Origin of the sequence: Xylocopilactobacillus apicola (assembly GCF_033095985.1) — a bacterium.
Taxonomy (GTDB): Bacteria; Bacillota; Bacilli; order Lactobacillales; family Lactobacillaceae; genus Xylocopilactobacillus; species Xylocopilactobacillus apicola.
Map to the genome: position 1 here is coordinate 1,154,167 of NZ_AP026802.1, position 15,079 is coordinate 1,169,245.

General features: G+C 35.5%; 15 protein-coding genes. 4 read left to right on the forward strand and 11 right to left on the reverse strand.

Translation table 11 applies throughout. The features are described 5' to 3' along the window. Window positions 1–44: 44 nt before the first annotated feature. The 9 genes from R8495_RS05755 to R8495_RS05795 form a co-directional block, all read right to left on the reverse strand. Window positions 45–947: a DUF4767 domain-containing protein gene (locus tag R8495_RS05755; RefSeq protein WP_317636565.1), complete on the reverse strand. Its 903-nt coding sequence runs from the start codon at window positions 945–947 to the stop codon at window positions 45–47. Continuing rightward, the gene (locus R8495_RS05760; protein WP_317636566.1) at window positions 934–1,536 is read right to left on the reverse strand and encodes a sensor histidine kinase; all 603 of its coding nucleotides are present in this window, start codon (window positions 1,534–1,536) and stop codon (window positions 934–936) included. The genes R8495_RS05755 and R8495_RS05760 overlap by 14 nt, the downstream gene beginning before the upstream one ends. Then, the gene (locus R8495_RS05765; RefSeq protein WP_317636567.1) at window positions 1,511–1,924 is read right to left on the reverse strand and encodes a HAMP domain-containing protein; all 414 of its coding nucleotides are present in this window, start codon (window positions 1,922–1,924) and stop codon (window positions 1,511–1,513) included. Before R8495_RS05765 ends, R8495_RS05760 begins: the two co-directional genes overlap by 26 nt. Then, complete coding sequence (locus tag R8495_RS05770; RefSeq protein ID WP_317634536.1) at window positions 1,908–2,591, reverse strand: response regulator transcription factor; 684 nt, start codon at window positions 2,589–2,591, stop codon at window positions 1,908–1,910. Before R8495_RS05770 ends, R8495_RS05765 begins: the two co-directional genes overlap by 17 nt. Window positions 2,592–2,604: 13 nt before the next feature. Then, window positions 2,605–3,207 (reverse strand): ABC transporter permease, encoded by a 603-nt coding sequence (locus tag R8495_RS05775; protein WP_317634537.1) that lies wholly within the window; start codon window positions 3,205–3,207, stop codon window positions 2,605–2,607. Further along, the gene (locus R8495_RS05780; protein ID WP_317634538.1) at window positions 3,207–3,953 is read right to left on the reverse strand and encodes an ABC transporter permease; all 747 of its coding nucleotides are present in this window, start codon (window positions 3,951–3,953) and stop codon (window positions 3,207–3,209) included. Before R8495_RS05780 ends, R8495_RS05775 begins: the two co-directional genes overlap by 1 nt. A 1-nt stretch (window position 3,954) precedes the next feature. After that, window positions 3,955–4,629, reverse strand: a complete 675-nt coding sequence (locus tag R8495_RS05785; protein ID WP_317636595.1) for an ABC transporter ATP-binding protein — start codon at window positions 4,627–4,629, stop codon at window positions 3,955–3,957. A gap of 138 nt (window positions 4,630–4,767) precedes the next feature. Beyond that, a complete protein-coding gene (locus R8495_RS05790) occupies window positions 4,768–5,958 on the reverse strand; it encodes a hypothetical protein (RefSeq protein ID WP_317634539.1) in 1,191 nt (396 codons plus the stop codon). Window positions 5,959–6,027: 69 nt separating this feature from the next. Then, window positions 6,028–7,386 carry an amino acid permease gene (locus R8495_RS05795; protein WP_317634540.1) on the reverse strand — a complete coding sequence of 453 codons (1,359 nt, stop codon included), beginning with the start codon at window positions 7,384–7,386 and terminating at the stop codon, window positions 6,028–6,030. A gap of 121 nt (window positions 7,387–7,507) precedes the next feature. Here R8495_RS05795 and R8495_RS05800 point away from each other — a divergent pair, with 121 nt between their 5' ends. From R8495_RS05800 to R8495_RS05810, 3 genes are read left to right on the forward strand one after another with little or no spacing between them, the layout of a single operon-like run. Further along, complete coding sequence (locus R8495_RS05800; protein WP_317634541.1) at window positions 7,508–7,708, forward strand: hypothetical protein; 201 nt, start codon at window positions 7,508–7,510, stop codon at window positions 7,706–7,708. Window positions 7,709–7,724: 16 nt separating this feature from the next. Continuing rightward, the gene (locus R8495_RS05805; protein ID WP_317634542.1) at window positions 7,725–8,435 is read left to right on the forward strand and encodes a hypothetical protein; all 711 of its coding nucleotides are present in this window, start codon (window positions 7,725–7,727) and stop codon (window positions 8,433–8,435) included. Between the two features lie 2 nt (window positions 8,436–8,437). Beyond that, window positions 8,438–8,689, forward strand: a complete 252-nt coding sequence (locus tag R8495_RS05810; protein WP_317634543.1) for a hypothetical protein — start codon at window positions 8,438–8,440, stop codon at window positions 8,687–8,689. A 26-nt stretch (window positions 8,690–8,715) separates the two neighbouring features. Here R8495_RS05810 and R8495_RS05815 read toward each other — a convergent pair whose 3' ends face one another. Beyond that, window positions 8,716–10,089, reverse strand: a complete 1,374-nt coding sequence (locus tag R8495_RS05815; protein WP_317634544.1) for an LTA synthase family protein — start codon at window positions 10,087–10,089, stop codon at window positions 8,716–8,718. A 250-nt stretch (window positions 10,090–10,339) separates the two neighbouring features. On the opposite strand from R8495_RS05815, the gene R8495_RS05820 reads away from it, so the two are divergent. Next, on the forward strand, window positions 10,340–11,554 hold the full coding sequence (locus R8495_RS05820) for an IS110 family RNA-guided transposase (RefSeq protein WP_317634545.1): 1,215 nt from the start codon (window positions 10,340–10,342) through the stop codon (window positions 11,552–11,554). Between the two features lie 937 nt (window positions 11,555–12,491). Here the strand turns inward: R8495_RS05820 and mgtA are convergent. Further along, window positions 12,492–15,068 (reverse strand): magnesium-translocating P-type ATPase, encoded by a 2,577-nt coding sequence (gene mgtA / locus R8495_RS05825; protein ID WP_317634546.1) that lies wholly within the window; start codon window positions 15,066–15,068, stop codon window positions 12,492–12,494. Window positions 15,069–15,079: the final 11 nt, after the last annotated feature.

The following is a 15,079-nucleotide window of genomic DNA, read 5'->3' on the forward strand; positions in this document are numbered from 1 at the left end:
TTCAGAAAACAAGGTTTTAGCTTTTTTGATAAATTTTGAAAAGATTAATCATCTTCATCGCCATACTGATAATTTTGCAATTGTTCAGCTTGTTTTACATCTAAATAGCAATTAAAGGCCGTTTCGTCTTTTAAAATAGCAACGAGAATTTGCTGTCCATTAAAGAAGCGATAGCGTAGCCGCATTTTAAAATAATCAATTCCGTCATCTTCAGGATCTTCGATTGAAATCCACTTGTCAGCAAGAGAAGATAATTTCATCTCTTCAGGTTGATGAGTCAGATCAAATTGTTCCACTTTTTGGGTATAATCATTATAATAGTGCCATAAATGTCGGTAGTTTGGCGGGATTTTTCCATTTTGCATTTCCTGAGAAACGTTTAATTGTTGTAAAGTTTTTCCTGTAACAATTTTTGCAAAACCTGCTTGCAATGCAAAATTTTGTGAATCATAAAAAACCATTTTCCCATCATCATCTTTTTGAGAACACAAAACAACCGGTTTACCATCATGAAGAGTAAACAAGTACGTCGTCTGGTTATCTGAGCAAGCTACAGCAACAACTCCAAATTCTGCATTTTTATCGCTGGTTGGCTGCCAACTCAAACTAATTGGACGATTGCCCCAAAAGAAAATATTTCTTTTAAGATCATCGGGAAACACCAAACCATATTGCTTTGGCGTTTCTCCGTCATAAGTTCCGACAAATTGATCTTTTTTTGTTGATTGCCAGGAGTGCATCATCTCAGACAAAGCTTGATCTTTCTCTTTAGACCAGCCCGAACTTAAAATTGGATTAAGCTTTTTTCTGCTCGAATTAGTTGAACTTGTTGAAGTAGATTTTGTATTCATTTGAACTTGTTTTTCAACTTTTTTTGGTTTTGCAGAACATCCAGTTAATAAGATTCCGATTATTAAAATTAATGAACAAAAATTATTTTTTCTCATTTGGTTTCATTATAATCGGCAAACTGATTTCAAAGCAAATTATTTCTCCTGTAAGCTTGGCAGTAATTTCACCGTCCATAACTTTAATTATTTGCTTTGCAACATAAAGACCCAGTCCAAGATGTCCATCAGAGTTATCGCAATTTTGACTGTAAAAACGCTCAAAGACTAAAGGTAATTTTTTTTTTGTGATCTGGGCTCCATCGTTTTTAATTTGAATTTTTAAATTTCCTGTTTCCTCAAAAAATTTTAAAACTAAAACATTTCGTGAAAATCGATACGAATTGGCTAGAATGTTTTTTAACGCTCGATTTAATTGGATTAAATCACCATTTATTGTGCTATTAGTTAATTTAGTATAAATAGCTGCTTGAGGAGCTTCCATTCGAACCTCTTTAATAAGATCTTGAGCCCAGGTTTTGACATCGATAATTTGAAGATTAATTGGAATTTTTGGAATCGATAACTTTAACTCTTGTGTCAAATTATTTAATAAGGTAACGTTTCTTTGGATTACCTCATAATATTCAAGGGGATTATCACAAATGCCATCTTGCAATATTTCAGTTGCAGCAGCGATCGATGCCAAGGGGGGTCTTTAAATCATGAGTGATACTTGCAACAAAATCTTCACGAGAGCGTTCAAAGTTTTTTTGTTCCAAAGACTTCTGAGCAAGTTCTGAGCGCAACTGGTCAAAAGCTTTGATCAAATTACCAATTTCATCATTATTTTCTACAATCATCTCATGGGAAAGATCGCCTGTTGCAATTCTCTTCGTTTCTTCTGTAAGTGTTTTAAGAGGTCGTAAAATTCTTTTTTTAATAAACCTAGTAATCAATACTGGTAAAAAGAGCAAAATGACCCAAAGAATAATACTATAAATGGGATCGGAGGACAAAAAGACGTACATTAAAAATGGGAACAATAAAAGAAGCACTGTTAATTTAATCACTTCATTGTTAAGACTTTTTTTCATGTAATTCTCCATCAAAGCGGTATCCACTCCCACGGACGGTAGTGATTCCATGAGTATTTGGCATTTTTTCTCTAATTTTTTGAATATGGATTGTGACTGTGTTCAGATCTCCAAATTGATCGTAGCTCCAAACTTGATTATAGATTTGTTCTTTACTTAAAACTTGCGCGGGATGCTCTACAAAAAATTGCAGTACGGCAAATTCTTTTGTGGTGAGATTAACGAGCCTCCCCCCTTTTGTTACTTTTTGAGCTAGCAAATTTATAGAAATGTCATTGTAGCTAACCATTGGCGTTATTTGATAATTTTGACGCCTAAGATGGGCATCAACTCGAGCGATCAATTCTTTTAGCGAGAACGGTTTAGTGACATAATCATCAGCACCCAGTTTTAAACCTGTAATTCGGTCTCTCTCACTTTCTTTAGCACTAATAATAATGATTGGTATTGTTGAATGAAGTCGAATTTCAGCAAGAATTTCTAGGCCATTTATTTCAGGTAACATTAGATCCAACAAAATTAAATCAGGTCCAAATTCTTCATAGATATTAATCGCATGACCTCCACTAGCACAAATTTTCGATGCATAATTAGATTTTTTTAAATACAAATCAATCATTTTGGAAAGATCGGGATTATCTTCAATAATTAGAATTTTGGCAGGCAAATTATCTCTCCTTTTATTTAAGGTCTCTGGCTTGAACAATCAAGGCTAAAAAACTCAGAACCAAAACCCAAACAAGCTGAACTAATAAACCTTGAGTGGGATTTAACATGTTTTTGTGTGGTTGAACAAGAAATAAATTCATCGTTGCTAGGTCCGGCAAATATTTAGCAATTTTAAAAAAGCTAAAAAGCATTTGGCTAAATCCTAAAATAAGTGAAAACAAAATTGTCAGTGGAACAACTTGTGAACGAGTAATCATTGAAATAAATGCACTTAACCAAACGATAAAAGTCCAACTAAGTAAAATCATTAGCGAAAAATGTTCTCTGGCAATTAAAAACGAGGTTAAACCTGTTATCCAGGTCACGAAAGTTAATAAAAATAATTTCGCACCAAATAATTTCAGGCGAGCAGGAGCCGTTAGCAAACTTGTCCTCAACTCTAAATTACGATATTCTTGTCCAATGAAAACTGACGAAGTGATAACTAAACCTGCCTGTCCTAAGTACATGCCATTTTTTAACCCCGCAAAAGCGACTGCACTAAGCATGCCAATTAAACACCACGGATTGGTGATAAATTTGATTGATTCACTTTGTAAAATATTTCTAAACACTAGTATTTGCCTCCCAAATCAAGTCTGATAAATGAATAGTAAGCTAGAGTAATAGAAATGATCAACCATCCCAATAATATCATGATCGAGTTAAAAGAATGGACTGAAAGTAAATCATTGCCAGCAGCGACTGGTAAATAATGACCCCACGTCCACTTATCTGTCATTCCATACATTTGCGCAATCATAAATACCAAAGGAATAATGGGCGTCCGACAAATAAATCCCAAACCAAATGAGATCAAACTTAACAATAACCAATTGATAACAGTAAGACCTAGATGCTGCCAAGTTGCTGAGCTTAAAAGAATCGGATTTAAGCCTTTGCTACCGAGAAAAACATGAGTAATTCCTACTGTTAAATAAATTGAGAAAAAGGCGATCAAGACTGTCAAAAACGAAAAAGCACCGATTTTTCCTGCCAAAATTTTCACACGATTATTAACTGAAAGTAAGGTTGTTCTTAAATTGTGATTTCGAAATTCTTGTGCCCCCATAATTGCACCCCAGACAACTATTGGCATTAGACCTAGGTCTGTTACGTCAAATCCTAAATATTTAAGGGGACCAATAGCTTCTGTCAACTCCGGATTCGTTGCTGGTGTTGCATCAAGTCCAATTTTGACAATTTCTTTTATTTCCATTAGACCCATTAACGGTTGAAGAACTATCGCAAGTACTAAAATCACCCAAAAGCTGCGACTAGAAATGATTTTTAAGCATTCGCTTCGAAGTATTTTTAGCATTTTATGCCCCCTCTTCGGTTAGATCAAAAAACAAATCTTCTAAAGATTTTAACTTAGGCAAAATTTGATGCAATTCGCCAGTCAATACAATTTTTCCATGTTTAATTATCACTAAATCGTCTGCTACTGCTTCAATTTCGCTCAAATAATGCGAGGATAACAATACCGTCTTTCCAAGTTCTGCCTGTTCACGGATAAAATTACGAAACCATTTAATGCCCTGTGGATCCAAACCATTAGTCGGTTCGTCAAAAATTAAAAATTGTGGGTTTCCTAACAAAGTAATCGCAATGCCTAAACGTTGCCCTTCACCAAGCGATAAACTTCCGAGTTTAGCGTGGATTTTATCAGTGAGGTGAACAAGCTCTAGTACTTCATAAATTCGATTTTTAGAAATTCCATTACTGGCTGCGATGATTCTAAGATGCGTTTTTACCGTCCTGCTTGGAATTCCGCCAATTCCATCAAAAGAAGTGCCGACCATTTTAAGCGGGCAATTAAAACGGTTGTAGCTCCGATTGGCAAAAGTTGCTTGACCTGATTGCGCTCGATCTAAATTTAAAAGAATTCGAAGAGTTGAACTCTTACCTGCGCCATTTGGTCCGAGAAATGCAGTCACACGACCCGGATGTGCTTCAAACGAAACCTGATCTAAAACTCTTTTTTGGTGGTGCATTTTAGTAACTTTTGAAATGATAATTTTTTGATTTTCCAAGATTTTAGCTCCTTAATTTAATGAAGCTAAGTTTAGCAGTTCAAAATAAAGTTATGATAAAGTTCGAGTATAAAAAAAGAAGAATCATTGAAATTCTTCTTATCGTAGCTTAATTCCATCCACTTCTAGATTATGTTGCTCGATGGTCAAAGTGTTTGAAAAATCAGCAGATTGGGTATCTTCTTTAGAATTGATTTGGGATAAATCTAAATTATTATCGTTATCTTCAAGCCCTTTAATAATAATCTCAGAATTCATAGGTTCAGGAGTTTTAATCTCCTTATACTCTCTTTGGTAAATTGAAACGATCCGAACTTTATTAAGCGAATCAGTTTTCATCGTTGGATCATTAATCTTTACCCGACTGCTAACTAACGGTGTATCAAAATCACTATAAGCTGTCGATTGGCGGTGAATTGAATCTGGAACCGCGTACATGCCAATGAATTTCTTATTTATGTAAATACTGTCAGGATGATCATTTTCATTAAGGTCATCTGAGAATTTTTTAAGCTCATCGACATTTGATATTTTGGAAAGGTCTTTGAGGCCGGAAACTTTAGCAGTTAGATATTTTTTACCTTCATAGACGACCCCCTCTTTTGAAAAAGCTGAATCAGGCAGATTAATTTGAATTAAATCGCCATTAATCAATTTACCATTTTTCTTAATTTCAAAAATTTCGTTATTGAACTTTTTGCTGGTTAAAATTACAACTCCGTGCCCCTGAAATCCCGCGAATTTAACTTTAATACTGTTTAAAATGGGTTTTGTCGACTCTTTCTTAAATTCCTTTAACCCTTTGACTGTATACGTTTTACTTGCAGGTTTAATCGGAGTATTTTTTTGATCAATGACACTTAAAACTAGTTTAACCTTTTGTCCATTCTTCAAATTCGACGAAGGGGTAATTTCTAAACTAAGATTCTTGTACCACTTTTCAACTTGTTCAATTTTCTGGATCTCTGAAGCTGAAAAATCTGATTTTTCAAGACTTGAATCATTTGTCAAAGCTTTAACAAGTTTGTCCTTTGAATCGATACTTAGACCGGCTTTATTAGATAAAGTTTGAACCGCTTTAGTTCTAAAATTACTGTCATCAACGCTACCTGTTCCTTTTCCCTCGTAACCGTTAAATTTAATCGTAACGTTCTGTTCTGATAATAGATCTATTTTTCGATTTTTAAAATAGATCATTCCACCAATAACCACTATAACTGCCGCCAAAATTAAAAGATACGTCTTTTTGGGAATCGACTTAAGTTTTGTTTGATAATCATTTTCTTCCATTTAAATATTCTCCCTAAAAAATAAATTATAACGCATTTATACTTTTGACTCAAAAACAATTAAAAAAGTTTATTGTTCAGTTAAAAAATACTTAATAACGTAAACACCGCTGATCACAATCTCAAAACCAAGACCAATCATAATCGAAGCAGTAGTTTCAGGATTAAAGAACATAAAGGTCACAATCATTACTAAAATCACTAGCGTTACGTAATTAATCCAAGGTGCGCCCGGTAGTCTAAACGGATGATCGACCAGTTCTTCTTCATGTCGGCGCACAAACATCAGATGGCTAATCAGAATAACAAACCACGGAATCATCCCTGGTAAGACACTTGCCCCGAAAACTAAAACAAACATATCTTTAGCTGATTTAAAGAATACTGGGATTAAACTACCAATTAAAATTCCCACAACGATAGCAACGACAGGCCAATAGGGAATTTTTCGTTTGGAAACTTTTGTAAACACTTTTGGTAAATCACCATTTTCAGCTAACGTATACATCATCCGACTTGCACTAAAAACTCCTGAGTTGCATCCAGATAGTGCAGCAGTTAAAACAACGAAATTAATAATTCCCGCTGCAAAAGTAATTCCTACTTTAGAAAAAGTTTTCACAAAAGGCGAACCAATATTTCCCATCTGATTCCAAGGATAAATTGCCAAAATAACAAAGATGGCTCCAACGTAGAGAATCATTACTTTAAAAACAATCGAACGTACAGACTTAATGATACTTTCTTTAGCATTATCTGCCTCGCCTGCGGTGATTCCTAATATTTCAATTCCTTGATAAGAAGCGATCACCATGGATAAAGAAAACATAAATCCCTTAAAGCCACCCGTGAAAAATCCGCCATGCGACCACAGATTACTGATTCCAACTGCTTGGTCGTGATTGCCAAAGCCAAACAAAATCACAAACATTCCCAAGATAAACATAATAATGATTGTAAAAACTTTGATTAATGAAAGCCATGATTCCAACTTTCCATAAACTTTCACTGATGCTAAATTGGCGAGAGCAAGAAAAATAACTACGATAAAGCTAGTAATCCAAGTGGGATATTTTGGCCACCAAAATTGTAAATACTGTCCTATTGCAATGACCTCGCTGATCCCGATCATAACCCATTGAAAAATATTGCTCCATGCTGTTAAAAAACCTGCAAACGGATGAATATAATCTGACGCGAAATCGGCAAAAGATCCAGTAATCGGGCGTAAATACATCATCTCGCCAAGTGCTCGCATAATGATATAAAGAATCAGACCAGACAAAATATATGAAATTAGTATAGAAGGACCAGTCCATTGGATTGCAGCTGCCGATCCTAAGAATAAGCCTACACCGATAGTGCCCCCTAAAGCAATCATTTGCATTTGAAATGAAGACAAACTGCTGCTTAATTTTTTCTTCGCCATAAATCCTCCCTTTGAAAATGTATTAAGAAAAATTTTACCGGATTTATGGTAATTCTGCAAAAAATTTCAGAAAAATGATAAGATAATAAGGATAACGAATTGAGAAAGGAGAATATGAGTAATGTCTTCTAAGGAAAAATTGCCACAAAATTTTGAGCCCAAAGCTCTTCATGCAACTGCTCGTTATGGCAGAGTCATAAGAGAAGTTGCTGGTTGGAGTATCCCTTTGGCAATTCTAAGTGGTTTGAATCCCGTCGTTTTTGTTTTAATTTGGGGTTTTCTTTGGGTCTTAACTCTAACCCATCGAATAGATCGATATTAATTTTTAAGGAGAGAAAATGATATTTGCTATTAAAATTGCTTTTGTTTTGATTTCTGCATTTATGCTTTACTCTGTTCATGCAAAAATTAAACAACAGAAGAAATTTACACTACAAGCTTTAACTGCTTTAGTTTTAATTTGTACAACTGCAGGCCTTGGAGGCGTCAACAACTCGCCTGGACCTCATTATACAGCTAATGAAGTCAGCAACATAAAGGCCCACTATAACGACGAAAAAAGTCGGAGCAAGAGTTTAAAAACTGCTGATAAAGAAGCAGATAAAGAACTTTTAAAAGCCCAAAACGATCGCAAGAAGGCTGAACTTGCTTATAATAAGCAAAAACCTGAATTTGAAAAGGAAGAAAAAGAAAGACGGCAGGCGGCTGAAGAAAAAGAGAAACAAGAAGCCGCAGCTAAAGAAGAACAAAAGAAACAGCAGGAAGAAGAAGAGAAACAAAAACAGCTTGCTGCTGAACAACAAGCACAAAAAGAGCAGGAACAACAAAGAGCAGCGGCTCAAGCAAGTGCCCAAAGTCAGCAAGCTCAAAATGAACAGAAAAAAGAAGACCCCCAAGGAGCAATGGTCTGGATTGCCCCAACTTCAGGCAAACGTTATCACTTTGACCCTAATTGTCGAGGGCTTAACAGAGCAAAAAGTACTACTCAAATGACTAAAGACAACGCAGTTGCCCAAGGTTATACCTTATGTGGCTTTGAAGGGGGTTAAAGGTGAAAAAAATTAAAATCGGAACAATCTTTTTGTTGATGGGTCTAATGATTTGTTTTACCGGATGTAGTAATGCAAAACAGCAAAAAAAATTAGATCAGCAATATGTTGATTACGAAAAAAAATATACCGATTTAAAGTCGGATAATGATAAAGCTGAGGATTATTTAGACGAACGGAGAGACAAAACAAGACAAGCAAAAGAAGAAAAGCTTGAATTCAAAAGAAAAATCAAAAATCGTATAGCTGATTAAAAAAAAGACTCATAATGGGTCTTTTTTTACTTTTTCGTAAATTTTTCTGGTAAATAGTGTTTTCCTGCCGAAAGATCATACTGAACCAACTGATACTCGTGCAAAATTTTCTTTTCCTGCGCGCTTAATTTATCCGGGTCCACTAATTTCTCTGTCCTTTGCGAAACCAGCTGAATTTTACTTCGTTCCAGGTTTAAACGATCATCACTTTTCATATTTGAGGTAATCACTGGTAATTTTTTCGTCACCTCGGTTAATAACTCATAGTAAGGGGTTAGCTTAAAATTAGCAGTATCAAAAGCGATGTTGCCAAATCCGTAAGGACCGGTTAATTTTGGTGCAGCAGATTTATCCAGCTTAAGGTGGTTAGACCAAACAAAGTAAGGGGTTTCGTGCATTAAGATACCATCTTTATTAAAGTCTGCATTACTATATATACCTGGCAGGTGATCACCATAAAAGATGACAATGACGTTTTTCTTAATTTTCTTTAACTGCTCGATAAATTCTTCATTTGCTTGATCAGTTAAATTGACACCTTTAGCATATGACTCAATCTGCGTTCGCTCTTTCTTTGAAATCTTTCCTTGGACCTTAAAATCGTTTTCTGGATATTCGTTACTGTCGTATGGCATATGATTTTGCATTGATAAAACATGATAAAAAGTTGATCCTTTGTTGGACCTGATTTGTTTTAAAACAAACTGATAAAGAGAAGCATCATCGATATAAGGATTATTTTGCGCATGTTCTTTGTAAGGAAAAGTTTGTGGACCATCTTGGCTGTAAAATTTTGAAAAATCGAATTTTTTCAAAACATTTTTTCGATTATACACCTCCCCGCTATAAGGATGAATTGCGATACTTCGATCGAACAAATTATTAACTGTAAAAGGATCCGTCATTTTCATTGCAAGCTGCATATGAAGACTAGTCATTGACATTGAAAAGTTACCCAGAGCCAAGCTAGTAAGGGCTTGAAACTCCATATTCGCCGTTCCACCGCCATATCCATTACTAATCATCATTCCGCTAGGATTGCCTTCCATCAAATCACGAGTAAAAGGCATTGGATCTTCATTTAAGTCAATCCCCTTCACACGTGTTGGATCACTAAAGCTTTCACTTAAAATCATTACAACGTCGGTCGAACCTGGGTTTTGCCGATTTTTATTAGCTTCCTTAGACTTCTTCTCATATTTTCGATAAATCTTTTGCATGGTTTCCTCAGAATAATCAACTGGTTCATCCATAACTTTTATATTGAGATAATTAACAAAGGTTAAAAGAGGACCATTTCGTTTTGCTCCCCATTCCGGATCCCAGAAAAAGGGATTATTGTTCCATTTCAAAGCTAAATCGTGAACGGGACTTTTATTAGAACTAATCGTAGAAAACATTCTAAGATTAGTAGTGGATAGATGGATTCGACGGAATCAACTATTCACTACTTTTTTTAATGATAAAGTAGGCGTGAAGTTGGCAAAAGTCGCAGGAGGTTTTGGCGCTCAGTCGTCGCATAAAAAACTGGCAACTTCATGATCTTTATTAAGGTCTGTTCTTAGAATGTTGGACGCAAGTCGTCGAGTATAGAAAATTAGATAAGTAAAGATTTAATGAACTGAACTTCAAGGAAGGATGTACTAAATAATGAGAACTGTTTTCGGAATTGATATTAGCAGCAAAACTTTAAATGTGGCCATCTCGGTTAATCAAAATGTCGTGAACCAATATAAATTTGACAATGATCAAATCGGTTTTGATCGCCTTTTAAATGATCTTAACTCGGTTAAAGAACCGGAGATTGTCTTTGAAGCAACAGGGGTCTATTCTCGCAGTTTACAAAGAATGCTACAAGATCATGGGTATCAATATACTTGCCTTAATCCCTTGGTTGCCAAGAAACAGTTGGATAGTTTACGTCCTCGTAAAACTGACGCAACTGATGCTTTCAATCTGGCTCAAACTCAGTTTCAATTTAACCGTAAACCCAGTTATCAGCAGGACCCCGTTTATGAACAGCTAAAAGATTTAAGCCGTTTTTACCAGGAAATCAATACTGATCTAGTTAGAGCTAAGACCAGGCTTCATCGAGTACTCCAGCTGACTTTTCCAAGTATCGAGAGAATTCTGAGCGCTCCTAATGGCACGCTCTATTGGAACTTGGTTAAGAAGTATCCTCTAAGTACGATGGTACCAGTGGACACAACTAAGGAACTTGCAGAAATTGTTCTTAGTTCTACCGACAAAAGAATGTCACAAGCCAGGGCACTAAAAATTGCTGTTAAATTGCAAGATTTAGCACAAACCTGTCATCCTGCTGTCAACAATAGTTCAAGTATAGTTAAACAGGTTCACTATTGGGCGGGTGAAGCACTTAGAATCCAAGATTTAAAGCATGAATTAATCCAGGAAATGACCAAATTAGCACAAGATCAACCAGAATACGAAATCTTACTTAGTATTCCAGGGGTTGGAGAGGTTACGGCAGTCCTATTTATTGCTGAAATTGGAGACATTAGACGATTTACGTCAGCTAATAAAGTAAATGCTTTTGTGGGAATTGACCTAAGACACTACGAGTCGGGAAATTACGAAGCAGCTGATCATATCAGTAAACGAGGTAATCCGTATGCCCGCAAGATTCTTTACCAGATGGTTATGAATATTGTGGCAGCAACAAGCACAAAAAGCACTAAACAGATGCATGTTGCAGATTATTACCGAAACAAAAAGCAATCTGCTTCGTCTCATTCGACTAAGAAGATTGCCATTGCTTCGATGCACCGCCTTCTCAGAACGACGTACATCTTGATTACCAAAAATCAGAAATATTCTTATAATCCGACGTCAAAGCGCCAATAGGTTATTTTTGATTACAAGAATAATATAGCACTATTTCAAAAAAATATTAATAGTGGTTATTTAGTGAACCTAAAAAAACAAACAAATCAGCTTTTCTATAATCCAAAAACGTAAATGAGTTAGTTTATGAAATATTGTTTCAACTTTGATAATCTGATTACCAAACAATATTTATTCGGTATTTTAACTAGACCAATTGGGGCTCACTGATTAAAAAAAGGCGGCAGTAACCGTAATAACTATCACATTTCGGATATTTAAGACATATAAAATCCCCAACTAGACCAGTAATAGAGGTTGGGGATAAATAAATTGCTATTTATAAAAGAATATTTCAAAATCGCTTGACTAATCGTAGAAAAACCTCCGCAAAAAACCAGCGAAATAATTAAGGTTATAATCCTAGATTTCTTGCCTTGAAAGAACTTGCGGTTATTTTTTCGAAAAGCTAAAAAGCTGAGTCCGATGATTGCCGCTATTTCTATGATCACTAACATCACTTGCTTAAAAGTTATCATATGAATTAATTGAGGCAAGGAATTAACCATACTGAGATCACTAGGTAAAAAAGGTTCATTTCGATAAGTCAATTTAACGCGATTAATAAAGGCGAAGGCAAAGCTCACTACCAGCAAAATGGTTGTACCAATCCAATTTGAATTTGTCAGTGCGAGCAAAACCAGGTACATGGATATAACAAAAATAAAAGTTAAAATTTTTAATCCAAGTAACATTTTGAAATAAGGTAAAACTGATCTAAATGAGGAAATTGTTAAAAATGAGGATAAAAAGATAACGTAATAAGAAATCAAGCTTACTAATAGGATCTGGACAAGTTTTAGTAGTTTCTTTCTCAAAAAAATTGCTCCAATCTATTTATAGAATGTTATCCATTATACTCCATTTCTAAAAATAAATTTGGATAATTTGATGAAGTCTAAATCCAACTTTTGTTGATTTTGATATAAATTTTCTTCGCAATTTCCATTGTTACGGAATAAGCGATGATAATGCCAGCAAACCAGCCCCAATAAGCTAACGGAAGTTTGGTAAAATTGAACACCGAACGCAGCGGGCTCAACACAATCAATAAACCGATCAAAATCGTTGCTAAACCCGAGAAAATCACTGGCTTTGAGGGACTGCTTTGGATAAATGGAATTTTCTTAGTACGAATCAACCAAACAACAATCGTTTGAGTTGTTAGACCAACCATAAACCAACCCGTTTGAAAAATATGCTGCTGACTAACAGTATTTGCTCCGAGAACGAACCACATCACAATAAAAGTCATTACATCGAAAATGCTACTAACTGGACCAATACACAAAGTAAATTTCAGTAAACCATTGATCCCCCACTGCACTGGTTTTTCTACATCTTCAGCATCGACATGATCCCATGGAACTGATGTTTGAGCTAAATCATAAAGAAGATTTTGCACTAAAATTTGAATCGACATCATCGGCAAAAACGGTAAAAAAACACTTGCAATTAACATCGAAAAAACATTACCAAAATTTGAACTGACCGAAAGTTTAATATATTTCATAATATTACAGAAATCACGCCGCCCTTCAATCACTCCGGTTTCCAAGATATTCAAACTTTTTTCTAATAAAATAATCGAACTAGCATCTTTAGTTATGTCAGCTGCCGTGTCAACCGAAATCCCAACGTCAGCTTTACGCAAAGACGGTGCATCATTAATCCCATCTCCCATATAACCAACTGTATGCTTAGCATTCTGTAAAGCCTGAATGATTCGTAATTTTTGCATCGGATTAAGCTTCGCAAAAAGATTAATAGATTCAATTTTCTGACTTAACTGATTATCAGACATTTGATCGATTTGATTTCCTAACAGATACTCATCGGCAGCAATCCCAACCTCTGTACAGACTTTTTGGGCCACAATGGCATTATCTCCTGTCAAGACCTTTACTACTACTCCATGTTGGTGCAAGGATTCAATTGCAGGTTTAGCCGTTGATTTTGGCGGATCAAGAAATCCAACAAAGCCAACTAAAATCATGTCACACTCGTCTTTGACTGAATAAGTTGGACCTGTATGTACATCTTTTTTGTAAGCGACCGTTAAAACTCGCATTCCTTCTTGATTTAAACTAGTTGAAACTTGAGTCATTTTGTGACGGACATCTGGGGTTATTGGAACTTCTTTGCCATCAATTAAAGCATATTTACAAATCGCAGCCATTTCCTCATCGGCTCCTTTGGTAACCATAATTTGATGATCATTTTCCTCAACAATGACCGAGAGGCGGCGCCGAGAAAAATCAAAAGGAATTTCATCAATTTTCTTAATTGAATTTTTTTCGGTGAATCCCTTTTCTTGATAAAACTTAACAATCGCTTGATCCATTAATTCTTTCCAACCAGTTTGATAGTTGGCATTTAAATAAGCCATTTGTAAAACCTGATCATCTTCTTTACCTTCAGGATTTAAATGAGAAACTAAAACAACCCGATTCTCAGTGATAGTGCCAGTTTTATCGGTACAAAGCACATCCATGCTGCCTAAATTTTGAATTGAAGGTAGTTCTTTAACGATAACTTTATTCTTTGAAAGAGTCATAGCCCCTTTAGCAAGATTTGTGGTTACAATCATCGGCAACATCTCAGGGGTTAAGCCGACTGCAACAGCAATAGCAAAAAAGAATGCCTCACTCCAATTACCTTTGGTTAATCCGTTTAGCAAAAAAACTAGCGGAAATAATACCATAATAATTCGGATTAAAAGTTTACTAACACGACTAATTCCTTGATCAAAAGCGGTTTTCCCTCTTTGACTCGTTGCAGTTTTTCCAATATCGCCAAAGAAGGTATTTTGACCTGTTTTTAAAATAACTGCTTTGCCTTGACCGCTAATTACATCAGTTCCCATGAAAACCAAGTTTTTTAAATCGAGCGCTGATTCATTGGTGTCATTTGTCACAGTTTGCGTTATCTTTTCAACTGGCATCGATTCACCAGTCAATGAAGATTGGTTAACAAAAAGGTCTTTAGTCCAAATCAAATAAGCATCTGCCGGGATCATGTCACCAGTTTTTAAATTGACAACGTCTCCTGGAACAACTTCACTCATTGAGATCTCGGTAATTTTACCATCACGGGTAGTAGCAGTAGTGTTCTCGATCATCTTTTTTAGAGATAAACTTGCTTTTTGTGAACGATATTGCTGAACAAAAGTAATAATAGCACTAGCAACAATCATTACGGCCATAACCGTACCAGCGCTTGGATCTCCTGTAATGAAAGATACAATCATTAAAAATGCTAAGACGATCACAAAAGGATCCTCAAGACCTTGAATAAACAATAACCAAGGAGGTGTCGGCTTTTCTGAATTAATTTTGTTAGGACCATCTTTAACTAAACGATTTTGAGCCTCAATCGTGGTTAGTCCTTCCTCTGAGGTATTCAATTCGGTTAAAACTTGTTGTTTAGTTAAAAGTCCTAACTTTTTCAATTCTTCTTCCTTAGTTACTTTCAATGTCTTATCCC

Bases quoted from the DNA above. Each gene is read 5' to 3' on its own strand.
- R8495_RS05755 (WP_317636565.1), bottom strand. From the start codon at position 947: ATGAGAAAAAATAATTTTTGTTCATTAATTTTAATAATCGGAATCTTA.
- R8495_RS05765 (WP_317636567.1), bottom strand. From the start codon at position 1,924: ATGAAAAAAAGTCTTAACAATGAAGTGATTAAATTAACAGTGCTTCTT.
- R8495_RS05780 (WP_317634538.1), bottom strand. From the start codon at position 3,953: ATGCTAAAAATACTTCGAAGCGAATGCTTAAAAATCATTTCTAGTCGC.
- R8495_RS05785 (WP_317636595.1), bottom strand. From the start codon at position 4,629: ATGCACCACCAAAAAAGAGTTTTAGATCAGGTTTCGTTTGAAGCACAT.
- R8495_RS05790 (WP_317634539.1), bottom strand. From the start codon at position 5,958: ATGGAAGAAAATGATTATCAAACAAAACTTAAGTCGATTCCCAAAAAG.
- R8495_RS05795 (WP_317634540.1), bottom strand. From the start codon at position 7,386: ATGGCGAAGAAAAAATTAAGCAGCAGTTTGTCTTCATTTCAAATGCAA.
- R8495_RS05800 (WP_317634541.1), top strand. From the start codon at position 7,508: ATGTCTTCTAAGGAAAAATTGCCACAAAATTTTGAGCCCAAAGCTCTT.
- R8495_RS05805 (WP_317634542.1), top strand. From the start codon at position 7,725: ATGATATTTGCTATTAAAATTGCTTTTGTTTTGATTTCTGCATTTATG.
- R8495_RS05815 (WP_317634544.1), bottom strand. From the start codon at position 10,089: ATGTTTTCTACGATTAGTTCTAATAAAAGTCCCGTTCACGATTTAGCT.
- R8495_RS05820 (WP_317634545.1), top strand. From the start codon at position 10,340: ATGAGAACTGTTTTCGGAATTGATATTAGCAGCAAAACTTTAAATGTG.